The 16,147-nt window shown below is 55.6% G+C and carries 13 protein-coding genes; 6 read left to right on the top strand and 7 right to left on the bottom strand.

Features of this window, described 5'->3' with window-relative positions; genetic code table 11:
* Position 1 precedes the first annotated feature (1 nt).
* From brxC to IPK17_RS13225, 5 genes are read right to left on the bottom strand one after another with little or no spacing between them, the layout of a single operon-like run.
* Positions 2–3,778, bottom strand: coding sequence for a BREX system P-loop protein BrxC (gene brxC / locus IPK17_RS13245; protein ID WP_343418167.1), 3,777 nt, complete (start codon positions 3,776–3,778; stop codon positions 2–4).
* A 14-nt stretch (positions 3,779–3,792) separates the two neighbouring features.
* Positions 3,793–7,638: a BREX-1 system adenine-specific DNA-methyltransferase PglX gene (gene pglX, locus IPK17_RS13240; protein WP_343418166.1), complete on the bottom strand. Its 3,846-nt coding sequence runs from the start codon at positions 7,636–7,638 to the stop codon at positions 3,793–3,795.
* Entirely contained in the window at positions 7,635–8,222 is a 588-nt protein-coding gene (locus IPK17_RS13235; protein ID WP_343418165.1) for a BREX protein BrxB domain-containing protein, read from the bottom strand. The genes pglX and IPK17_RS13235 overlap by 4 nt, the downstream gene beginning before the upstream one ends.
* Positions 8,197–8,988, bottom strand: a complete 792-nt coding sequence (locus IPK17_RS13230; RefSeq protein WP_343418164.1) for a BrxA family protein — start codon at positions 8,986–8,988, stop codon at positions 8,197–8,199. Before IPK17_RS13230 ends, IPK17_RS13235 begins: the two co-directional genes overlap by 26 nt.
* On the bottom strand, positions 8,988–9,530 hold the full coding sequence (locus tag IPK17_RS13225) for a BrxE family protein (RefSeq protein WP_343418163.1): 543 nt from the start codon (positions 9,528–9,530) through the stop codon (positions 8,988–8,990). The genes IPK17_RS13230 and IPK17_RS13225 overlap by 1 nt, the downstream gene beginning before the upstream one ends.
* 223 nt (positions 9,531–9,753) lie before the next feature.
* Between IPK17_RS13225 and IPK17_RS13220 the strand changes: the two genes are divergently transcribed.
* The 6 genes from IPK17_RS13220 (at position 9,754) to IPK17_RS13195 (ending at position 13,742) form a co-directional block, all read left to right on the top strand.
* A complete protein-coding gene (locus tag IPK17_RS13220) occupies positions 9,754–9,930 on the top strand; it encodes a hypothetical protein (RefSeq protein ID WP_343418162.1) in 177 nt (58 codons plus the stop codon).
* 307 nt (positions 9,931–10,237) lie between these two features.
* The gene (locus tag IPK17_RS13215; protein WP_343418161.1) at positions 10,238–10,609 is read left to right on the top strand and encodes a YlcI/YnfO family protein; all 372 of its coding nucleotides are present in this window, start codon (positions 10,238–10,240) and stop codon (positions 10,607–10,609) included.
* Positions 10,602–11,267 (top strand): hypothetical protein, encoded by a 666-nt coding sequence (locus IPK17_RS13210; protein ID WP_343418160.1) that lies wholly within the window; start codon positions 10,602–10,604, stop codon positions 11,265–11,267. Before IPK17_RS13215 ends, IPK17_RS13210 begins: the two co-directional genes overlap by 8 nt.
* Before the next feature lie 8 nt (positions 11,268–11,275).
* A complete protein-coding gene (locus IPK17_RS13205) occupies positions 11,276–11,455 on the top strand; it encodes a hypothetical protein (protein ID WP_343418159.1) in 180 nt (59 codons plus the stop codon).
* Entirely contained in the window at positions 11,452–13,476 is a 2,025-nt protein-coding gene (locus tag IPK17_RS13200; RefSeq protein WP_343418158.1) for a type IV secretory system conjugative DNA transfer family protein, read from the top strand. Before IPK17_RS13205 ends, IPK17_RS13200 begins: the two co-directional genes overlap by 4 nt.
* A complete protein-coding gene (locus IPK17_RS13195) occupies positions 13,473–13,742 on the top strand; it encodes an HU family DNA-binding protein (protein WP_343418157.1) in 270 nt (89 codons plus the stop codon). Before IPK17_RS13200 ends, IPK17_RS13195 begins: the two co-directional genes overlap by 4 nt.
* Here the strand turns inward: IPK17_RS13195 and IPK17_RS13190 are convergent.
* Positions 13,739–14,239 (bottom strand): hypothetical protein, encoded by a 501-nt coding sequence (locus tag IPK17_RS13190; protein ID WP_343418156.1) that lies wholly within the window; start codon positions 14,237–14,239, stop codon positions 13,739–13,741. The two genes, IPK17_RS13195 and IPK17_RS13190, sit on opposite strands and share 4 nt — an antisense overlap.
* Positions 14,240–14,441: 202 nt before the next feature.
* On the bottom strand, positions 14,442–16,058 hold the full coding sequence (locus IPK17_RS13185) for a hypothetical protein (RefSeq protein ID WP_343418155.1): 1,617 nt from the start codon (positions 16,056–16,058) through the stop codon (positions 14,442–14,444).
* Between the last annotated feature and the right edge of the window lie 89 nt (positions 16,059–16,147).

The raw sequence follows: 16,147 nt of genomic DNA, 5'->3' as shown, positions 1-16,147 counted from the left end.
GCTACTCCAGTACGACCTTGACGCCAGCACGAATAAGCTCCAGCAGCGCGTCTCTGACTTCTTCCAGCAGCGCCTCGACATCAGCCTCGTCGCCTAAGGTCTGTCCCTTCACAATGTCCTGAAGGCGCACCCGCTCGATTCGTTCCTGAGGGGCAGCCAGTCGTTGGATTCGCATCGAAATATCTGCGCGCAGGCGGTCGACAGCGGCGATATCGGATGCCATCTGTGCCAGCGTCGGCTGCGATTCATCGAAGGTCACGACATCTGGCAGCGCCGTATCCAGCGCACCGCGGCTAACCAACGGTTTGAGCAGTTCCTCTTCTAGCGCCTGCTCTTCGCGATTTGGATTCCCGGCAGCGGCATTGGGGAACACTGCCGCCCATGCCGGATGATTTCTGATCTGTTGGAGCGCCTCGGCAACCGTGTTCTTGCGTTCGGTGTGCCGCACAACAAAAGCATCGGCATAAGCCGTCTCGACGAGCGCCAGCGCCTCATTGATCGTCCCACGCATTGCGGGATCGAAGTAATCTCCATTTTGCAGGCTGGTCTCCAAGGTCTGCGCTGCCGCTTGAACCTCGCCATCAATCCCTTCTGCGCCCAACATCGGGGCGATACGACGCACTGCTATCCGGGTGCGCGTGAGGTGGCGTAGACCATCTTCATCCAGCATTTTCCAGATGGCTGAAATCCGCTCGCGCATAGCCTGGAACGTCTTCCACTCGCCGGCGAGGATGTTGACGACATCATCGGAAGCACTGTTGATGATCTCTTCCAGCGTCGAGCGATACTCCTGCAAATCTTCACGCAGGGCATCGATGTGGTTTGCCCGCACTGTCGCTTCCAGCGGCAATAGATGCTCTAGGTCAGTGCGCGCCAGCGATTGCAGGGCGTTCGCAATCGCGCTCTCTTCGACATCCACTTCGTCGCCCGTCAAATCTTCAAAACGACGCGCGGCCGTAACAAGAACCTGCAAGTCCGGCGCTTTACGCGGCGCGAACGACGCGGAACGAAACGCATTCGCCCCGGTGAAAGGTGCGCGCGCCTGCGGATCAAGGTGATTGCGGTAGCGGCGCCCCTGATAGGTGACTTCAATGGCACCACCGCGCAGGAGAGTCGCCGTCACCAGCCACAGGATTTCCGGCTCCCAACCATAGCCGATGCCACCGAACTTCCCTTCCAGCGACTTCCCCGTGACTTTATTGCCGTAGGAGTTTTCGCTGTCGAGATAGTTCTTGATTTCGCGGATAATCGGCGCTTCCAGATTGATCACCCACTTGCTCGTTCGCTCATCTTTCCTGACCAATTCGAGGTTGCCTTCGCCACCGTAAAAAATCGGCGACAACCCGTTCAGGTTCGCGGCTTTGAGGATGTCTTCCGCTTCCTGACCCTTCTTGGGCAGCAGCCGCGCACCAAGTTCAAGCTTGGGATATAGGAACGGCACAGCATAGGCGAACCAATTATTCATGATTTCGCTCAAGCGTCTGCCCAGCACTGCGCTGGATCGGCTCACGCCGCGAAAAATGCCTTCGCCATTTTCCAACACACCGATCACCAGATTACGCAGGCGTTCTTCATAGCGCAGCGCCAGCGTTTTCTCGTCGGCGAGGCTCTTGGTGTCTTCGGCGTTCAGGCTACCCTGTGAGCGCAATCCTTCGTATTCGCCGACCATCCGCCGTGACCGGTACAGTTCAGCGACCACTTCGTCAATGTCTTCATTAAGCATGAACATCCAAAAGACGCGATTGTGATACGGGTGGCGCTCGTTGCGCGTGTCGGGCATGATCTCATCTCGGCGCGCCACCAGTTCGTCGTGATCCTCGCATACCACCAGCGCCAGCGGAATCTGCTCCCGACCGTCCACGATCACTCGGTCGTTCCAGCGCACATCGACCTGAAACGTGCGCAGATCATTGTAGCGATACCGCGCCAACGCTTTATCTTGAAAGATCGAGCGCAGCTGCTCCTCAAGGATTGTGTTGCGATCACGCGGCGTTGGACTAAAACTGCTGCGCTTGACCGCCCAGCTTTTCTCTTGCAGCGAGAGCAGCTTCCAGCCGGTGTCCGTCTGGCGGATGAATTCCGCCTCGCTGAGTGCCTCAAGTGCCGCCTGCACATCGGGCAGTGCTGAATCATCGCCCAACCGCTGGTACAGCAGCGCCGCGATGTTTTCAGCCGTGCGCGGCACACCGCGAATGTATTCGAGCAGCGCGATGGCTTTCGCGACCCGGATCACCCAATCTTGCCCCGCCCACTGTCGTTCAATATCGGCAATATCGGTCCGCTTTTCGGTGCTGAGATTGCCCTCGACCAGATCATAGATGCGGTCGAGCGTCACCAGTTCGCCGATCGCCAGCCCCTGCACGCCAGTCCGCTCACTGACCAGCATTTCATGCGCCTGTTTGATGATCGTGCGGTTGCTGCCGCCCAACTGTTTGAATGCCCCGGATTGGCTGCGCAGCCCAGAGACGATCTGGATCGATAGGTCGATGAACTGGGGTAGGTAGGGGTAGTACTGAATGAACTCCTCGCGCGTGACCTCGACGACTGGAGCCTGCTGCTGCAACCGCGTATGCGACTTCAACTGCGCGTGGTAATTGTCATAGACTGTGCCGAGATGACGCGCGCCGGGATCAGTCTTTCTGAGGACACGCAAACTGGCGACTTCGCGGATGTCCGACGGGGACATGTCGATCTTGATAGCGAACCGATCCTGCAAGCGCGCCAGTTCCACACGCTTATCGTCAATCGCCTGCACGACCTCGTCCAACTTTTCCTGCGAAGTCACCATCACCCAGACCGGCGCGACCGCTCGACCTGATCGCACACGGTTCGCGCCTTCCTGTCCGAAATGCTCGACGACTTTGCGCAGGTCTTCGATCTTGTTGACGCTGAGCGCGACGTAAGACCCCACTTCGTCGATGATGTAGGCGATGGCGTGACCCGGAGCGCGGCGGCTTGCGAGTTCAAAGGTGCGATCCACCAGCACATCAATGTTGAGCTGCGCCCGTCCTCGTAGCAGCGCCGCTGAATCGGTGCCTTCGTACAAACCCGGCGACACCTCGCGCAGCACGGCGACAATCCGCTGAAAGGCTTGTGCGCCCTTGCGCATCATGACCCACACGTCGTAATCGGACTGCGACACACCACCCAGCGTGACCGGGACAGGATGCGGTTCACGCGGTCTGCCCACTTCTCCCCGGAAAAGCCTCGCGGAGGTCGTTACGAATTCGGCTAAACGACCTTCGCCTTCCAGTTCAATCTCAAGCTCGGCGATGTCGAGGTCGCCTGCATAATCGAGATCTTCCAACAGTTTGGCGTACATCAACTGGTGAACCGGTTCGCTGCCTTGCGACGCGATCAGACGCACGTCGAACATGATGACGCGCGTGGTGATGCGCGCATTGATGAAGCGGATCATCTCATCCAAGCGTCGGGCGCGGTCACTGCGGCTTTCGCGCACGCGCTCCATAAAGAGATCGCTGGCGGATCGGTCACCGAGCGCGCGGTTTTGCAGGATATAGCCGAGATTCTTGGCAAACGACGACTTGCCGGAGCCGAAGAAGCCCGAAATCCATACACCAACGCGCTCATCCGGGTTCGCCAAGCCATCCCCGTATTCGCGTAGGAAACGCTCATACGCCTCTTGAATGCGTTCGGTCGTGACGTATTCCTCAATCTCGTGCCGAACGGTGTCTTCTTCCTGCTGATCCAGCTTGATGACTTCTTCTATCGGGCGATCCAGCCGTTCCGCCGGAAAAAGATCGCGTATAATCCGCATTGCATCCTCCGCGCTTAAGTGTGTGTCTCAAACCAGTCTTCATGACCGTGCGCGATTGCGAACGACTTGTTCGTCCGGCATTTGGCGCGCACGCGGTCGTGCCAATACTTCATGGCAATGTGACTCCAGTCGAAGTCGCCCGCTATGAGCTTCTCCCAGTGCTTTTTCGGCTCCGCTTTCCAGATTGGCAGCAGTTCCAACAGGGGAGCGAGGCGCAAAATCACGCCGTCGTCGATCCAGTTCGGCTCCGGCTGATAACCCTCGTTGGCGATTCGTTCCATCGTCTTGCTGAATTCGGCAAGTTCATCGACTTCGCCCGTCAGTGCTTCGATCTTGCGTTCCAGTTCCCGCAGTTGTTTACCTGTATATTTGCTGCGATCAGCTTCGAGATCACCGATTGCGTTTCGCGGACGGTTAATTCGGTAATCGAGGTAGTCGCGTAGTAAGCTGTATAAAGTGTACTTGCTAATGCGCTCGTGGAACACAACGAATCCATAGCTGCGCTTAGCGGATTGTAGGGGCCAGTAGACCGGGCGTTTGCGATACCATCTGAAGTGCCAGCCGGTGAAGAAATCCTTTCCGAGGAACTTACGTAGATCCCCCGCCGCGCCCACTTTGATCACCTCGTCCGCCGCCGCATCGCCGAGCATGAGCGACAGCGCCCGTTCGACCAGCGCGGGCAGATCGCGCTCATGTCCCTCGTCCAGCACGGTGATTCCATCCGGCACGGCGAGGTTGCGGAGCGCAGTTTCAACGTCAGCGGGGAAGACGTGCCGCCCGCCCTCCTCATCGATGGTGGCGAAGCGATCCGCCGTCCCGACCAGCAGATCAAATTCTGTTTCATCCGGCGCGGGCAGGCTGCCGACGGCGAAATCCTCACGTTTGTACACTGCTCGACCGAGCGCACCTGCTATACCCGGCTGAAAGCGCCCCAACACCACACCAACCGCATAGCTGATCCAGCGCACGGCAAGTTCTTCCCGTGACAATGATGGTTCCGGCGTATCTTCCCCTGTGTTGTCACCTGTGTCGGCGGTTTCGCTGTCTTCATCCGCCGCGAACGACTCGCCCGCCAATTCCGCTTCAATCGCGGCGCGATCTTCTAGGGCGACTCCATATGTGTCATATACTGTGCGATTTATTCGACTTTCAAGCTCAGCTAAGGAATGACCGAAGTCTAAACTATCAGTTGCCATGGTCGGAAGGATAGTAAAGTCGGGTGCACTTTCAACCGCAACAACAGATGCTCTCGCCAGTTGTACCGCTTGTTTTATCATGCCCTGTAGTCCGGAGCGAGACTCTTTAGCAATAGGCAATCGAGCAAGATCACCTACTTGAAAGTTCACTGTCGGATTGATCAGTTTGAGGAGGTAATTCACAAGCTCCGAATTGAATATAGCCAATAATAGAGGCATGTCTTGCGGAAATAGTGATGATCCGGCCACGTCGAATATGAATCCGCCAGGAGAAATCCGTGCGTTAAAAGTAGCCGAGGTCAAAAACGAATAAGTGATTCCAATTTTGAAATAGTACCCTTCGTTTCGTACTACTGCGCGCTCGAAAGCTTTGATCTCTTTTCCATCATTAGACCAGTTGATTACATTGTTTTGATTGCCATACCATCTTCGATAATCTCCACCTTTCATGTAAGGAAACCACTTCAACCCTGTTAATGAAGCTGCTCTTGTGTCGTGACATTCATATCGGACTTCTGACTTTCCAATTTCCCACCAGTACCGTAGGAAGCGAAAGTTGTCAGCGGTAGCCAGACCCTGTTTCGGTGGCGCAATTTCTACAAGCTTAGGTAGTGTGGCGAAGAGACTACGAATGTTTTCCCGCACCCAATATGCCCACGGTGCGCCGGGGATATCACCAAAGTGGCGCTGTACCACGTGATAGAAGTCTGCACCCGTCGCCAGAGCATGTTCAAAACCTTCACGTTTACCATCACCCCCCACACTGTTTGTCAATCGAATGGCATTCACTAACGTTTCAGGCGATGGTTTGCGTGCGTGCAACGTAAATCCGACAAAGCCTTGTGCATTCGGGTTGCTCAAATCCATGAATGTGCGCGTCCCCATGTGGTTGATGACTTCAATCGTCATCGTATCCGTCAGGGTCTTGCGCATCGTTTCATAGGAAGACAAGAACATAAACGAGTGGATGGTTAGCATTCCCAAGCGACCACTCGGTTCGAGCAGTTCAGCGCAACGCTCGATGAAAGCGGCGTACAGGTCGCCTTTGGTGTCGGGGTACTGCTCATCGAGGAAGCCTGCCAGTGTGTCGTTCAAGTTGCGCTTGCCGCTGTAGGGCGGGTTGGCGACCACCACGTCATAGCGGCGCAGTGTCACATCCAGCAGGCGTAGCCCCTTCACCGCCTCACCCGTGAAGAAGCGCATGTCCGCGCCAGTTTCCGCCTGTCGCTTGGCGAACTCGTTCAAGCCGTTGACGATCTGGTTGTAGACCACCGCCCAGAAATCCTCGTCGGAGAGGTCAGCGCCGAAACCCGCCTCCATACGCGCCAGCATCGGCGTTTCACCGCGCGCGTGCAGCAGCGTGTCGATCTCGCGTTCCAGCCGCAGCAGCGACCCGAATTGATTCACATCTTTCAGTCGCTCCCACAGCGTCTTGATCAGGCGCTCGGTCAGCGGGGAGAACTGCGCTTCACGCAGAAACGTCCCCAAACGGGAGCCGTTGAGCGGCAGCACGTCGGCGCAGGCGAGGTGGCTGTCAGTGATGCGAGCGTTCTTGTTGAGCGCCTTCGCCTTCAGGTATAGCGCCAACGCGCTCAACTGCACGGCGCGCAGGTCGATGTCGATGCCGTACAGGTTGTGTTCGACAATGGCGGCAGCAATCTCGGACGAATCGCTCAGGGAAGGGGTTTCCAACCAACCGTCTTCACCCGCCCGGTCGATCTCCTCCTGATACATCGCTGCGAACAGATCAAACGCGACCAGTCCGAAATGCATCGTACCGCACGCCGGGTCGAGCAGCGTGATCTCCCGGACGGGGCGCAGCGGCTCGGCAGGCACGTTGCCTTGCAGCGGGACGAGGTAATTCAGCAGGTCAGTTCCCATCAAGCGGGTATCGGGATGCATCTGCACCCACGTCCGTCCGAGCGTGTTTTGCACCAGAAAGCGCACGATCCAATTGGGTGTGAACAACTGCGTTGCAGCCGGGATGTCCTGCCGCCGAATTTTGCGCTTGTTCTTCAGCCCCTCGAAAACATCCTTCTTTTCCTGCTCGTTGAAGAACTGGTACACCCAACCGATGGTTTCGTCCGCTTTCCAGCAGGCGTCCATGTCGGGCTGATTCAGGTTCTCCAGTAGCACACTCAAGGCACGTGGTCGCGGAAAAAGTCGGCTTGCCAGCGTATCCGGGTCAAACAATACAGCGATTTCCTGGGCGATCTGTCCCGCTTGCCACAGCAGGAAGCGGCGATAAGCAGCATCGTCGCCGATGGTCGTATGTTCCACCTCAACGAGATAGATTTTGAAGCCGTTGGAGTTCAGCCCTTTGTCCAACGTCCCACGAATCAGCTTGCGCGCTTCCATCATCTTGAACGCGACAAGGCGGTTCAGGTGGGTGAACGCCGCTTCGCGCACCAGCTTTTCAACCGCTTCCGACCGAGGCAGTCCGGCGCGTTCCTCGTCATCCAAGAACTGACCGAGGCGGCGATAGGTCTCAGCGGATTCGGGATCTTCGCGCACCTGCGGCAGCCGAGCGACGGGTTCAAGCTGTCCGTTGGCGGTCAAGCCATACACACCCTCAAGATGTTCTCTCGTATCTTTCGTCAGAAGTTCTCGCGCGCTCAGGGCGAGGTCATGAATAGCTTTTCGTTGTAAATCGGTCAGGGTCATTCTGCATAGACTTTCGTATGATAGCTGCCGCGTGCTTCGTTTTCGGCGATGCCCATGTACTTGAGATTCGCCTGTCCCTCGGTCGTCGCTGGCATGAATAAGACGCAGGGAACGCGCGTGCGCCCCTTCATCTCGTCAAGCAGTTTGGATACACGATAAACATTCGGTGCCAGCGCGCCGGCGCGGACGATGAAGGCGAGGTGTGTCTGCGGCGAAAGCCGATCCAGCGGCGTTTTCAGCAGCTCGCACAGCGGACTCCAGTCCCGATCCGATAAATAGCGATTCACCTGCATCTGCGCGGCAAGAAAACCTTCGTCGCGTTCAAGCGACCGGACGGCATTCAGTCCTTCGCTCGTGTCGATTGATTCCCACAACAAATCTGCCAGCGAAATAGTCGTCACCTGCCGGATGCGTTCGTTCTCGATGCGCGTTTTGAGCAGTCGTATTTGGCTGCGCATCTCCCATTCCTGCTCCGGTCGATAGCAGAAGATGGCAAATGGCAGGTCACTGTAAACATAATGGCGCATGGGAGCTGCGCGCAGGTCGGTCTCTAGCTGGCTAACGCGCTCTTTCAAGGAAGGCACGGGCATACTCCTCAAGACTGGCTGCGGGGAATTCAAGGCGAACGACGGAACCGGCAGCGTAATATGTCAGCATCCCCTCTTGATGCGCTTCGAGGAACAGCCGCTCTACAGCGGGCACATCGAGGAAGAACAAGCGCCATTCGTCGCTGTGCAGCACCAACTTGCCGGACTGGAGTTTTTGCATGAGCCAGAAAGCGATCAGTGCAAAGGATTGGAGCGGTAAGTAAATCGGGTTGAGATGCTTACTGAGCTTGCCCTCTAGCACACTATAGTCCCGTAGTGTCGCCATGATACCTTGTGCGACTCGTTCAATCGTCTCGTTGTTCCAGCTTGAGGTTGTCTTTCCTTCGCCAACCCAACTACTCAAAGCGTTTTGTACAACCACCAAAGGCAAATCAACGAATCCCGCTGACTTTCGCGCATAAAGCGAATCGACGACCACATCATGCAGAGTCATATCATTTTGCGCGGAGAAGAAATAGAGCAGGGGGTCAATCCACTGCGTCGGCGCGCCATTGTGGGTCAAGGTGACCAACATCGCGCCAATCTCTGATTGGTCAAAATATCGCTGTCGAAAGATGCGCATGACATCGTCCACACGCTTGCGAGACGTCTTTCCGAAGATGTTCTGCTGGCGCAGTCGCTCAAGGTTTGCCTGCGTCGTCTGATCGGGATTCCATGCGTCAAGCAGCGTTTTGGTGTCAGCAAGGAGCGCACTCGCCTTGATAATCCGGCTGGTATATTTCGGTTTAGTGCCGTTTTGCATTACGATCGCTCCATAAAATACGGGAACACAGGGTGCCCCACCTTGCTTACTGTATAAGCCCAAGCCAGCGCTACCGCTTTTTCCAAGATAGTGGATGCGTTCACGGTAAGCCTGATGCGTTGTGTATTGTTCAGTCCAACTTTTCCAGCAGGCTCAAACTTCGGCGGCGTCCCGACGATGGATAGCAGCCGGTCGTGAAAGGCTGTCATATCCGAAATGGGAGTTTGAAGGTCAATTTCCGACGGCAGGCGCACGCCACGGAGTGCAAGTTCAGTCTGGCGTTGTTCATCGAGATGAAAAAGGTGCGTTGCCGTGTAGAAATCAGCCAACGCAGCCGCATGACGACTCGCGGCGGCTCGCAACGCCAATCGCTGTGCGGTGAGCTGCGGCGCGCCTACAAAAACCCGCTCAACGACATACGCTCCGCTTGAAGTGAGGCTTTCGTCATCCCACCATTGAAGCGAGTCGCGCTGTCCTGCGCGTGCGATGAGAAGCTGAAGCTGCAACAGGCGACTCAAGTCTTGCCATGCAAGATCAAACATGTAGCTATGCTCTCAGAATAATAACAAACGCTCACCTGGTAATACGTGAGCGCTTGCGATGCAAGAAAACGGACGTAGGCATTCATGATTCAGTCTGGATCAGATAGAAATACCCATTGTCACGCTCGCGTGATGTGTGCCAGCACCCGTTTATTATAACATCGCGTCCTCACTCACGACACCGATCTACACCGCCATTTGCATCACCAGCAAGAGGAACGACATGAGCGTTCCAACCAAGCTACTGTCGTGCTATGTGGCGCACGGCGCTCCCTTGCAGGAGCGCCAGCATCGCTTCGCGATGCCGAATACGCCCTCGCCGCGCAATGCAGACCGTGTAGCGGTCGCATCAGCGGGTCGTCGCCCAGTTTTGTGGCGGCGAAGGCGTATCGCCAGCTAAAAGCTGGTCACCTCATGCGCCGGTGAGGGCTATGTGCCGCGCTCACGCGCGCCACCCCGCCGACCCCTTCGGGGTTCCGGCGGGAACGTGAATGCGACACGTCGCATTCACCGGACGCACCCCGCAGGGCTGCGTCCGAAAAAGCATTATGGCGCGTGGGTCCTCGCTAACTCCTGCATTGCAGATACGAGTTCCGCCACCATTTCACACTCGATGGAAGATTCCCAACCCAAAACTGGACGATTCCAGTCTTTCGAAACAGCAGCTCTCGCACAATGAAGAGAGCCTATTGTGCGCGAGGGAAGCTATGCCCCAAAAGAACATCAAGCGCAGCATCGCCATGTCAGAGGAAATGCACGCGCTGCTTACACAGATTGCTGCCAAACACGGACGCGACATCACGGAATCCCATCTCATCCGTGAAGCAATCCGCCTGTTCCTCGACGAACAAACCGATATGGTTGGCAGCCGCCGACACTTTCAGAAGTCGCTGCAACTGCGCCTTGACCGCCTCGAACGGTCGCTCCTGTTTCAGATGAACATCCTCATCTATCTACTGACCGCCATCCTTGCCGACGACAGTGCCATCGAGGATGCCATCATCGCTGCCAAGAAGGACGGATCAACCCTGATGCAGCAGATCGAAGCGGTGCGCGATCTGAAGGATGACCATGAGTAAAGCGATCATCGTGGTCGATTTCGCCTACAAGGGTCCGAAACGCATGGGGCGTGGCACTGGGCGACAAGGACTGAAAGCCACGCTCAAATATTTGCAGTTTCGGGATAAGCGCAACAACCATCTCGCGAAGTCGCGTGACTACGAACGCTGGCAGGATCGGGGCATGGGCGTCTCACACGGGGAAATCTACCGAAACTGCGATGCATTGCAAAGCAAGCATGTCCTCGCGTGGACATGGGTCATCTCCCCTGCGCCTGATCTGATGGAATTGGTGCAGCAGGATGAGCGCCGGGACCTCCTCTACGAATTGACTGAGCGAGTCGTCGAGGACTACTACACCGAGCGGGGCTTCGATGTCCCGGAATACAGCTATGTCGCCCATACGGCGAAAACAAAGGGCAAGAACGGCACACCGCCGCAGGAACATATGCACACGCATGTCGTTTTGCCTGGCACCGTGCCGTCCACTGCTGAACGGCTGCCGGTCTATAACAATGCGACGAAGGGGCATGACCGCCTGTTTCGTGAAATCGCCAGCCAACATTTCGCCGACATGCTCGACGAGCGCGGGATTGACTGGCGACCGTTACGCGAAGAACCCCAAGCAGACGTGCAGCGTAACGATGAGATCGATTTGGACGACTTTTTCTCCCTTTAGGAGGCGCAATGCGGAACTATCACTGGCTTGGATTGTTCACGCTGGTCACGCTCGTGCTGGCAGGGGCAGCCATCGGACGCATCTTTAAGTTACCCAACGGCGAAGGCATCTATCTCACGCTACTCGTCACCGCGCTGATCGGCTGGTGGATTGGGCGGCGCAACACCCGCCAGGAGGAGCGCTCATGATTTACTGGTTGTTCACTGATGGGCGCGACGCGCTCACTGGACTACTCTTTCCGCTGCTTTGCTGCACGCCAATGGTGATGCTGATTACTGCGACTTCGCTTGGAGCCAGCATACGGCGAACTAACGCTGAAGGCGCGAATGCCTCGTGGGTGCAGCGTGTCCTGCTCGCTGTAACTTATGCCGTTGTGCTGCTTACGGTAGCGACAGCCTATCTGATGCTGCTTGGCGATCAGGCGGTAAAGCCCGGACGCTCGAATGCCAGCGACCTGATCGAAATGCTTGTGGGCGCGACGACGGGCATCAACACGATGCGTCTGTTCCTGTTTGGAGTATTTCTGGCGTTTGTGCTGATGATGACCGCCATAGGACTGCACAGCCTGGTGCGGAACGGTGGCTGGCTGCGCGAGAAACTCGACCGTCTGCGCGCGCCGATGATCAAACGCGGGGCGTTGGGGTCGTCCCACTTCTGCACATTGCGCGAGTACCGCCGTTTTCGCCGTCCCGATCCCGAAGGCTTGATCCTCCTCGGTGCATTTTGGGGCGAGAACAAGCGGCGGCTCGACGTCGGAACCGGGCAGTTCTGTCTGGGCGGTGAGGATGTGGCGCGCGGTATCCTGACGTTGGGCGGTCCGGGTTCGGGCAAGACACAGGGCATCATCCTGCCCGCGATCGCCGACCGGATGCTCTCCGGGCATTCGCTCGTCGTCGCTGATCCGCAGGGCGAAATCACCACGCACATTCTCAAGTACGCTGCTGTTACGCGCCACCTGGTCGTCGTACATGACCCAACCAGTGCCGCCGGACCGCGTTACAACCTCGCAGAGGGGATTGACAACGTATCCGATGCGCGCGCGATAGCTGATGTGTTGGTGCCGTCGGCAGCAGGGGACAACCGCTTCTGGACAGACAGCGCCGCCGCGCTGCTCGCTGCCTGCCTGATCCGCTTCGATAATCTCGGCGCGATTTACAACGCGATGAACGACGTGAAAGCGCTGGCGAAGGCACTCAAATCAAAAAAGGATGATGCGGCACTGCTCGCCAACAGCTTCATTGCGTCGGTGGGATCGGACGGTAAGGTCGCGTCGAACGTGATTGCGACACTGGCAACTGCGCTCACAGGATGGGCTTCCATCGACGTGCGTGCCAACACCTCGGCATCCGATTTCGATGCCGAACTGGTGGTTGAGCAGCCCACCGTCGTAGTTTTGACCTGTCCGGGGCGAATGCGCGCTGTGTATGCGTCGTATCTCGGCGCGACGCTGCGCAAGCTGATGCTCGACCTCGATACCATCGGCGAACGCAACAAAGGTCCGCTGCCCGTTCCAGTCGGCGTGATCCTCGATGAGTTCCCCACGCTCGGCAAGCTCGACAGCCTCGTCGCGGATGTGAACCTCGTCCGCAAGCGGCGCATCTCGATCCTGATCGGCGCACAGACCAAGGGACAGTTCGAGATGCTGTACGGACGCGAAGGGACACAGGCGCTGTTCACGGGCTTGGCAACGCAGGTGATCTACGGCGGCTGCGATGCGGACACAGCGGAGTTCTATAGCAAGGCGAGCGGCACGGCGACGACGGACGCCAATCAGGATGATCCGAACAGCCACCTCCGCCAGCGACCTCTGCTGACGGTCGATGAAGTGATCACACCGCAGGTGGGCAACTGCACGATTTTCGCCCGTTATGTCGAAACGGGCTTTGCGACGCAGGTCATTCTGAACGCCCGGCTGACGCGCTTCTACGAGCGCGATGATTGGAAACGGCGCTTGAACGGAGCAAAGGGGAACGAACCGCTACTGCTGGAGCGCGGCATTGACTTCGACGACCCTGAACCGGAAGCTGCCGAAGTCCCTAAAGCAGTAGGGATCGCAGGCGGGCCATCAACCATCGAGATCGCAGCACGGGCAAAGCTGGCGGAAGTGAAAGCAAAGACCGAACAGCAGGCGGGCGGCAAAGTGAAAATGGTCACCGTTGATGAACTGCGCGCCCGACGCAAGGCAGCGAAGCTGGAGATGACACCATGACGATGACGAAAAACTCGACCGTGCAGGAAATAGGACGGCGGACACGATTGAAGAACCGCGATGTACAATTGATGCTGGAGACGCTGGTCGAGGTGTGGACGGAGGAACTGGTCAACGGGGGGCGGGTCGAGCTGGAACATTTCATCGTCATTGATGTGCAGACGATTGAACGTACTGCCAATCGTTTGCTGTCGAAACGCCGTTTTCGTCAGATCACGGTGCGCGCCAGCAAAGCGCTGCGTGACCGGCTGAACGAGCAAACTTAGTCGTCGCTCAACCGTATCCAGTACACACCGCGCTGATCCGGTTCGGAACGCAGTTGAAACCGATCCGGGTAATCCGCGATGAACTTGAGCAGACTTTTGTACTTCTTCCCCGGCGCACCTAACCGCTTCGGTTTGAGATGGTAGAACCGCTCATACAGGTGCTGCGAAACTCGGCTGAAATTGACCCAGGGTTCAGTCTGCGCCTGAATGAAATCGTATGCCGATTGCAACACGTCCTCGGTGCTGTATTCGCGTATCGCTTGGGCGGCAATCTCGCGCTTACGCTGAGTTGCACGGGATTTGCTGCGCTTGTTCTTGGGCTTGTACTCGTGCGGCTGCTCAAGCAGTTCATAGGCAGCGCCATACTCACGAATGACGCGATCTCGCAGGGCTTCAAGCTGCTGCTCGTCTGGTACTCCGAACGCCTCTGACGAATACTCCCAATCGCGCATCCGGATCAGATCGCGTTCCAGCTTCGCATAGCAGCCATCACACAAGCCCAGATCATTTACGGGTAGAGGAAGGTCACACCCGCTACAGAGAGATAGCGAAGCGAAATTCTCGTTGATCTGTTTCTCTTGAGAACTCACGCGTTTTGTACCCAAGTGATAAAGTAGGTTCATACTACCATGTGCGAGCAAGGGTAGACAAACAATATCAATGGGAGGTCTATCAATGACAAGTTACCCGATAGCCAATTCATTTTTGGGGTCGAAATATCTTCAGAAGTCGGCTCAAAGAGGCTCTTGATAGAAACGTGCTGTCAGAAAAGGTAGCGGCGTCTCCATCAGACTGAAGCTTGGCTTGCCCGGCGGCATTCAGCTTTTCAGTTGTATAGAAAGGTTTACCTTGTTCTAGATTCTGAATTACTTGCTGAATTGCGCTAGCAAGTTCCAATTTTAGCTTGTTCAAACCATTTTTATTGTTATCGTAAACAATAAAGCGGAGATGGCGCAAATCAAAAGGGATTTCCTCAACTCTCTGAGTCAGCATGATCACGGGTTTACCCAGTGTATGAGCGATCCCAAGCTCGTAGAAGACATTTGGATTTCTTCCGCTACAATCCGCTAAAATGATTCGGGAATTGCAGATCGCAGACCAAACTTCCAGCATTATCGAGTGTTTTGAATAGAAGTCATCGCCCCGTTTGACTGATAAACCCTGAGCTTGGATTGTCGGGACAATTACTTCGCGAAAAGTGGCATCAAAGGGTCGAGAAAACGGCATGACCATAAAAATGTCGGATTTGAACTGCGTCTCGGTCAGAGGTGAGCCAAACGCCGACTCCGCTTGAGCTTGTATAGGGATATCTAGAAAATCGCGGATAGTCTTCAAGATATCCCGTTGCCTGCTCGTTGGCTTAGCTTCACTTCCGAAAAGCGCAGCTAGTTCTGACAATTCAGTTGCTAACGCCTGTAGCTCGTTTCGATGTTTATATGGCGACTGCAACTCGTGAAACCTTTTTGGAAGATTGTGCTCTCGATCTAAAGCGACCCTAATACGGCGGGAACCTTCAACAAACATTTCATCATTCGGAAACTCCGCCAATGCCTTATCGAAAATTGCGAGCCCGCCAACCCAATCCCCTTCATATACCATGTTCATGGCAGACCCAAATTCCTGTCGTCGTTTAAGTAAAGTTTGGGCAGTATCTCTCAGTATTACAACATCCTCTATAATCGGGAGGTGTTCTGCTGCCAAAAGAGACTCTGCTTCATTACACAACTCAATTGCTCGTTCATAGTTCCCAATTCTGAGAATCGATTGCGCCATTGCAAGTAGACGTCGGACCTGAAAACCAATATTCGAGGGCAAGGTAACGACGGGCCTAGACTCCCGGAATTCACGTCCATGTAACTGGGTATATAGGTCATTAATTCTCGCAATATGCTTTGGAGACATGTCTGCTAATCGACCAAGCAATTCATGTAACCCATCATCAGTGGGTTGAAGCAATAGCAAATCCTTCAAACTATAGAAGACAGTTTCGTATTCAAGGTAAGTCCGAGCCAGGTTCAATTCTCGGTATATTTTGCTGCGCTTTACACGAAAACGAGTATGTTCCAGTGAAGGATCATCAGAATTTTGATTGACGAGTTCAAAGATGCGCTCTGCATGGGACGGAGAACGTCCAAGAAATTCAATGAGTAGTCCGTATATTAGGGTGTGTGCATTACTTGCTGTATATAATTCAGCTAAACGGGGGAAAACCATCCCATATTCGGCATCTGTCACGGCGCTATTGAGCGCAACCACCATACTGTCATATTCGGATTGGAGGTGTGAAGGGATGGTTGGATTGCTGTGAATGTCCATTGCGACCTATCAGTTTAGCTATTCAAATTTTCAAGGCAAAGAATACCATTCACAAGCATTCACAACAATCTCAGTACCCGAAATAAGTG

The organism is Candidatus Flexifilum breve (assembly GCF_016713355.1).
The sequence above is the reverse complement of the archived record's forward strand: the minus strand, read 5'-3'. Positions and strand labels throughout refer to the sequence as shown.

What these genes read in the sequence shown, in the direction of transcription:
- IPK17_RS13230 (WP_343418164.1), bottom strand. Translation starts at nt 8,988, where the DNA reads ATGCAAAACGGCACTAAACCGAAATATACCAGCCGGATTATCAAGGCG.
- IPK17_RS13200 (WP_343418158.1), top strand. Translation starts at nt 11,452, where the DNA reads ATGATTTACTGGTTGTTCACTGATGGGCGCGACGCGCTCACTGGACTA.
- IPK17_RS13225 (WP_343418163.1), bottom strand. Translation starts at nt 9,530, where the DNA reads ATGTTTGATCTTGCATGGCAAGACTTGAGTCGCCTGTTGCAGCTTCAG.
- IPK17_RS13215 (WP_343418161.1), top strand. Translation starts at nt 10,238, where the DNA reads ATGCCCCAAAAGAACATCAAGCGCAGCATCGCCATGTCAGAGGAAATG.
- pglX (WP_343418166.1), bottom strand. Translation starts at nt 7,638, where the DNA reads ATGACCCTGACCGATTTACAACGAAAAGCTATTCATGACCTCGCCCTG.
- IPK17_RS13220 (WP_343418162.1), top strand. Translation starts at nt 9,754, where the DNA reads ATGAGCGTTCCAACCAAGCTACTGTCGTGCTATGTGGCGCACGGCGCT.
- brxC (WP_343418167.1), bottom strand. Translation starts at nt 3,778, where the DNA reads ATGCGGATTATACGCGATCTTTTTCCGGCGGAACGGCTGGATCGCCCG.
- IPK17_RS13185 (WP_343418155.1), bottom strand. Translation starts at nt 16,058, where the DNA reads ATGGACATTCACAGCAATCCAACCATCCCTTCACACCTCCAATCCGAA.
- IPK17_RS13210 (WP_343418160.1), top strand. Translation starts at nt 10,602, where the DNA reads ATGAGTAAAGCGATCATCGTGGTCGATTTCGCCTACAAGGGTCCGAAA.
- IPK17_RS13205 (WP_343418159.1), top strand. Translation starts at nt 11,276, where the DNA reads ATGCGGAACTATCACTGGCTTGGATTGTTCACGCTGGTCACGCTCGTG.
- IPK17_RS13195 (WP_343418157.1), top strand. Translation starts at nt 13,473, where the DNA reads ATGACGATGACGAAAAACTCGACCGTGCAGGAAATAGGACGGCGGACA.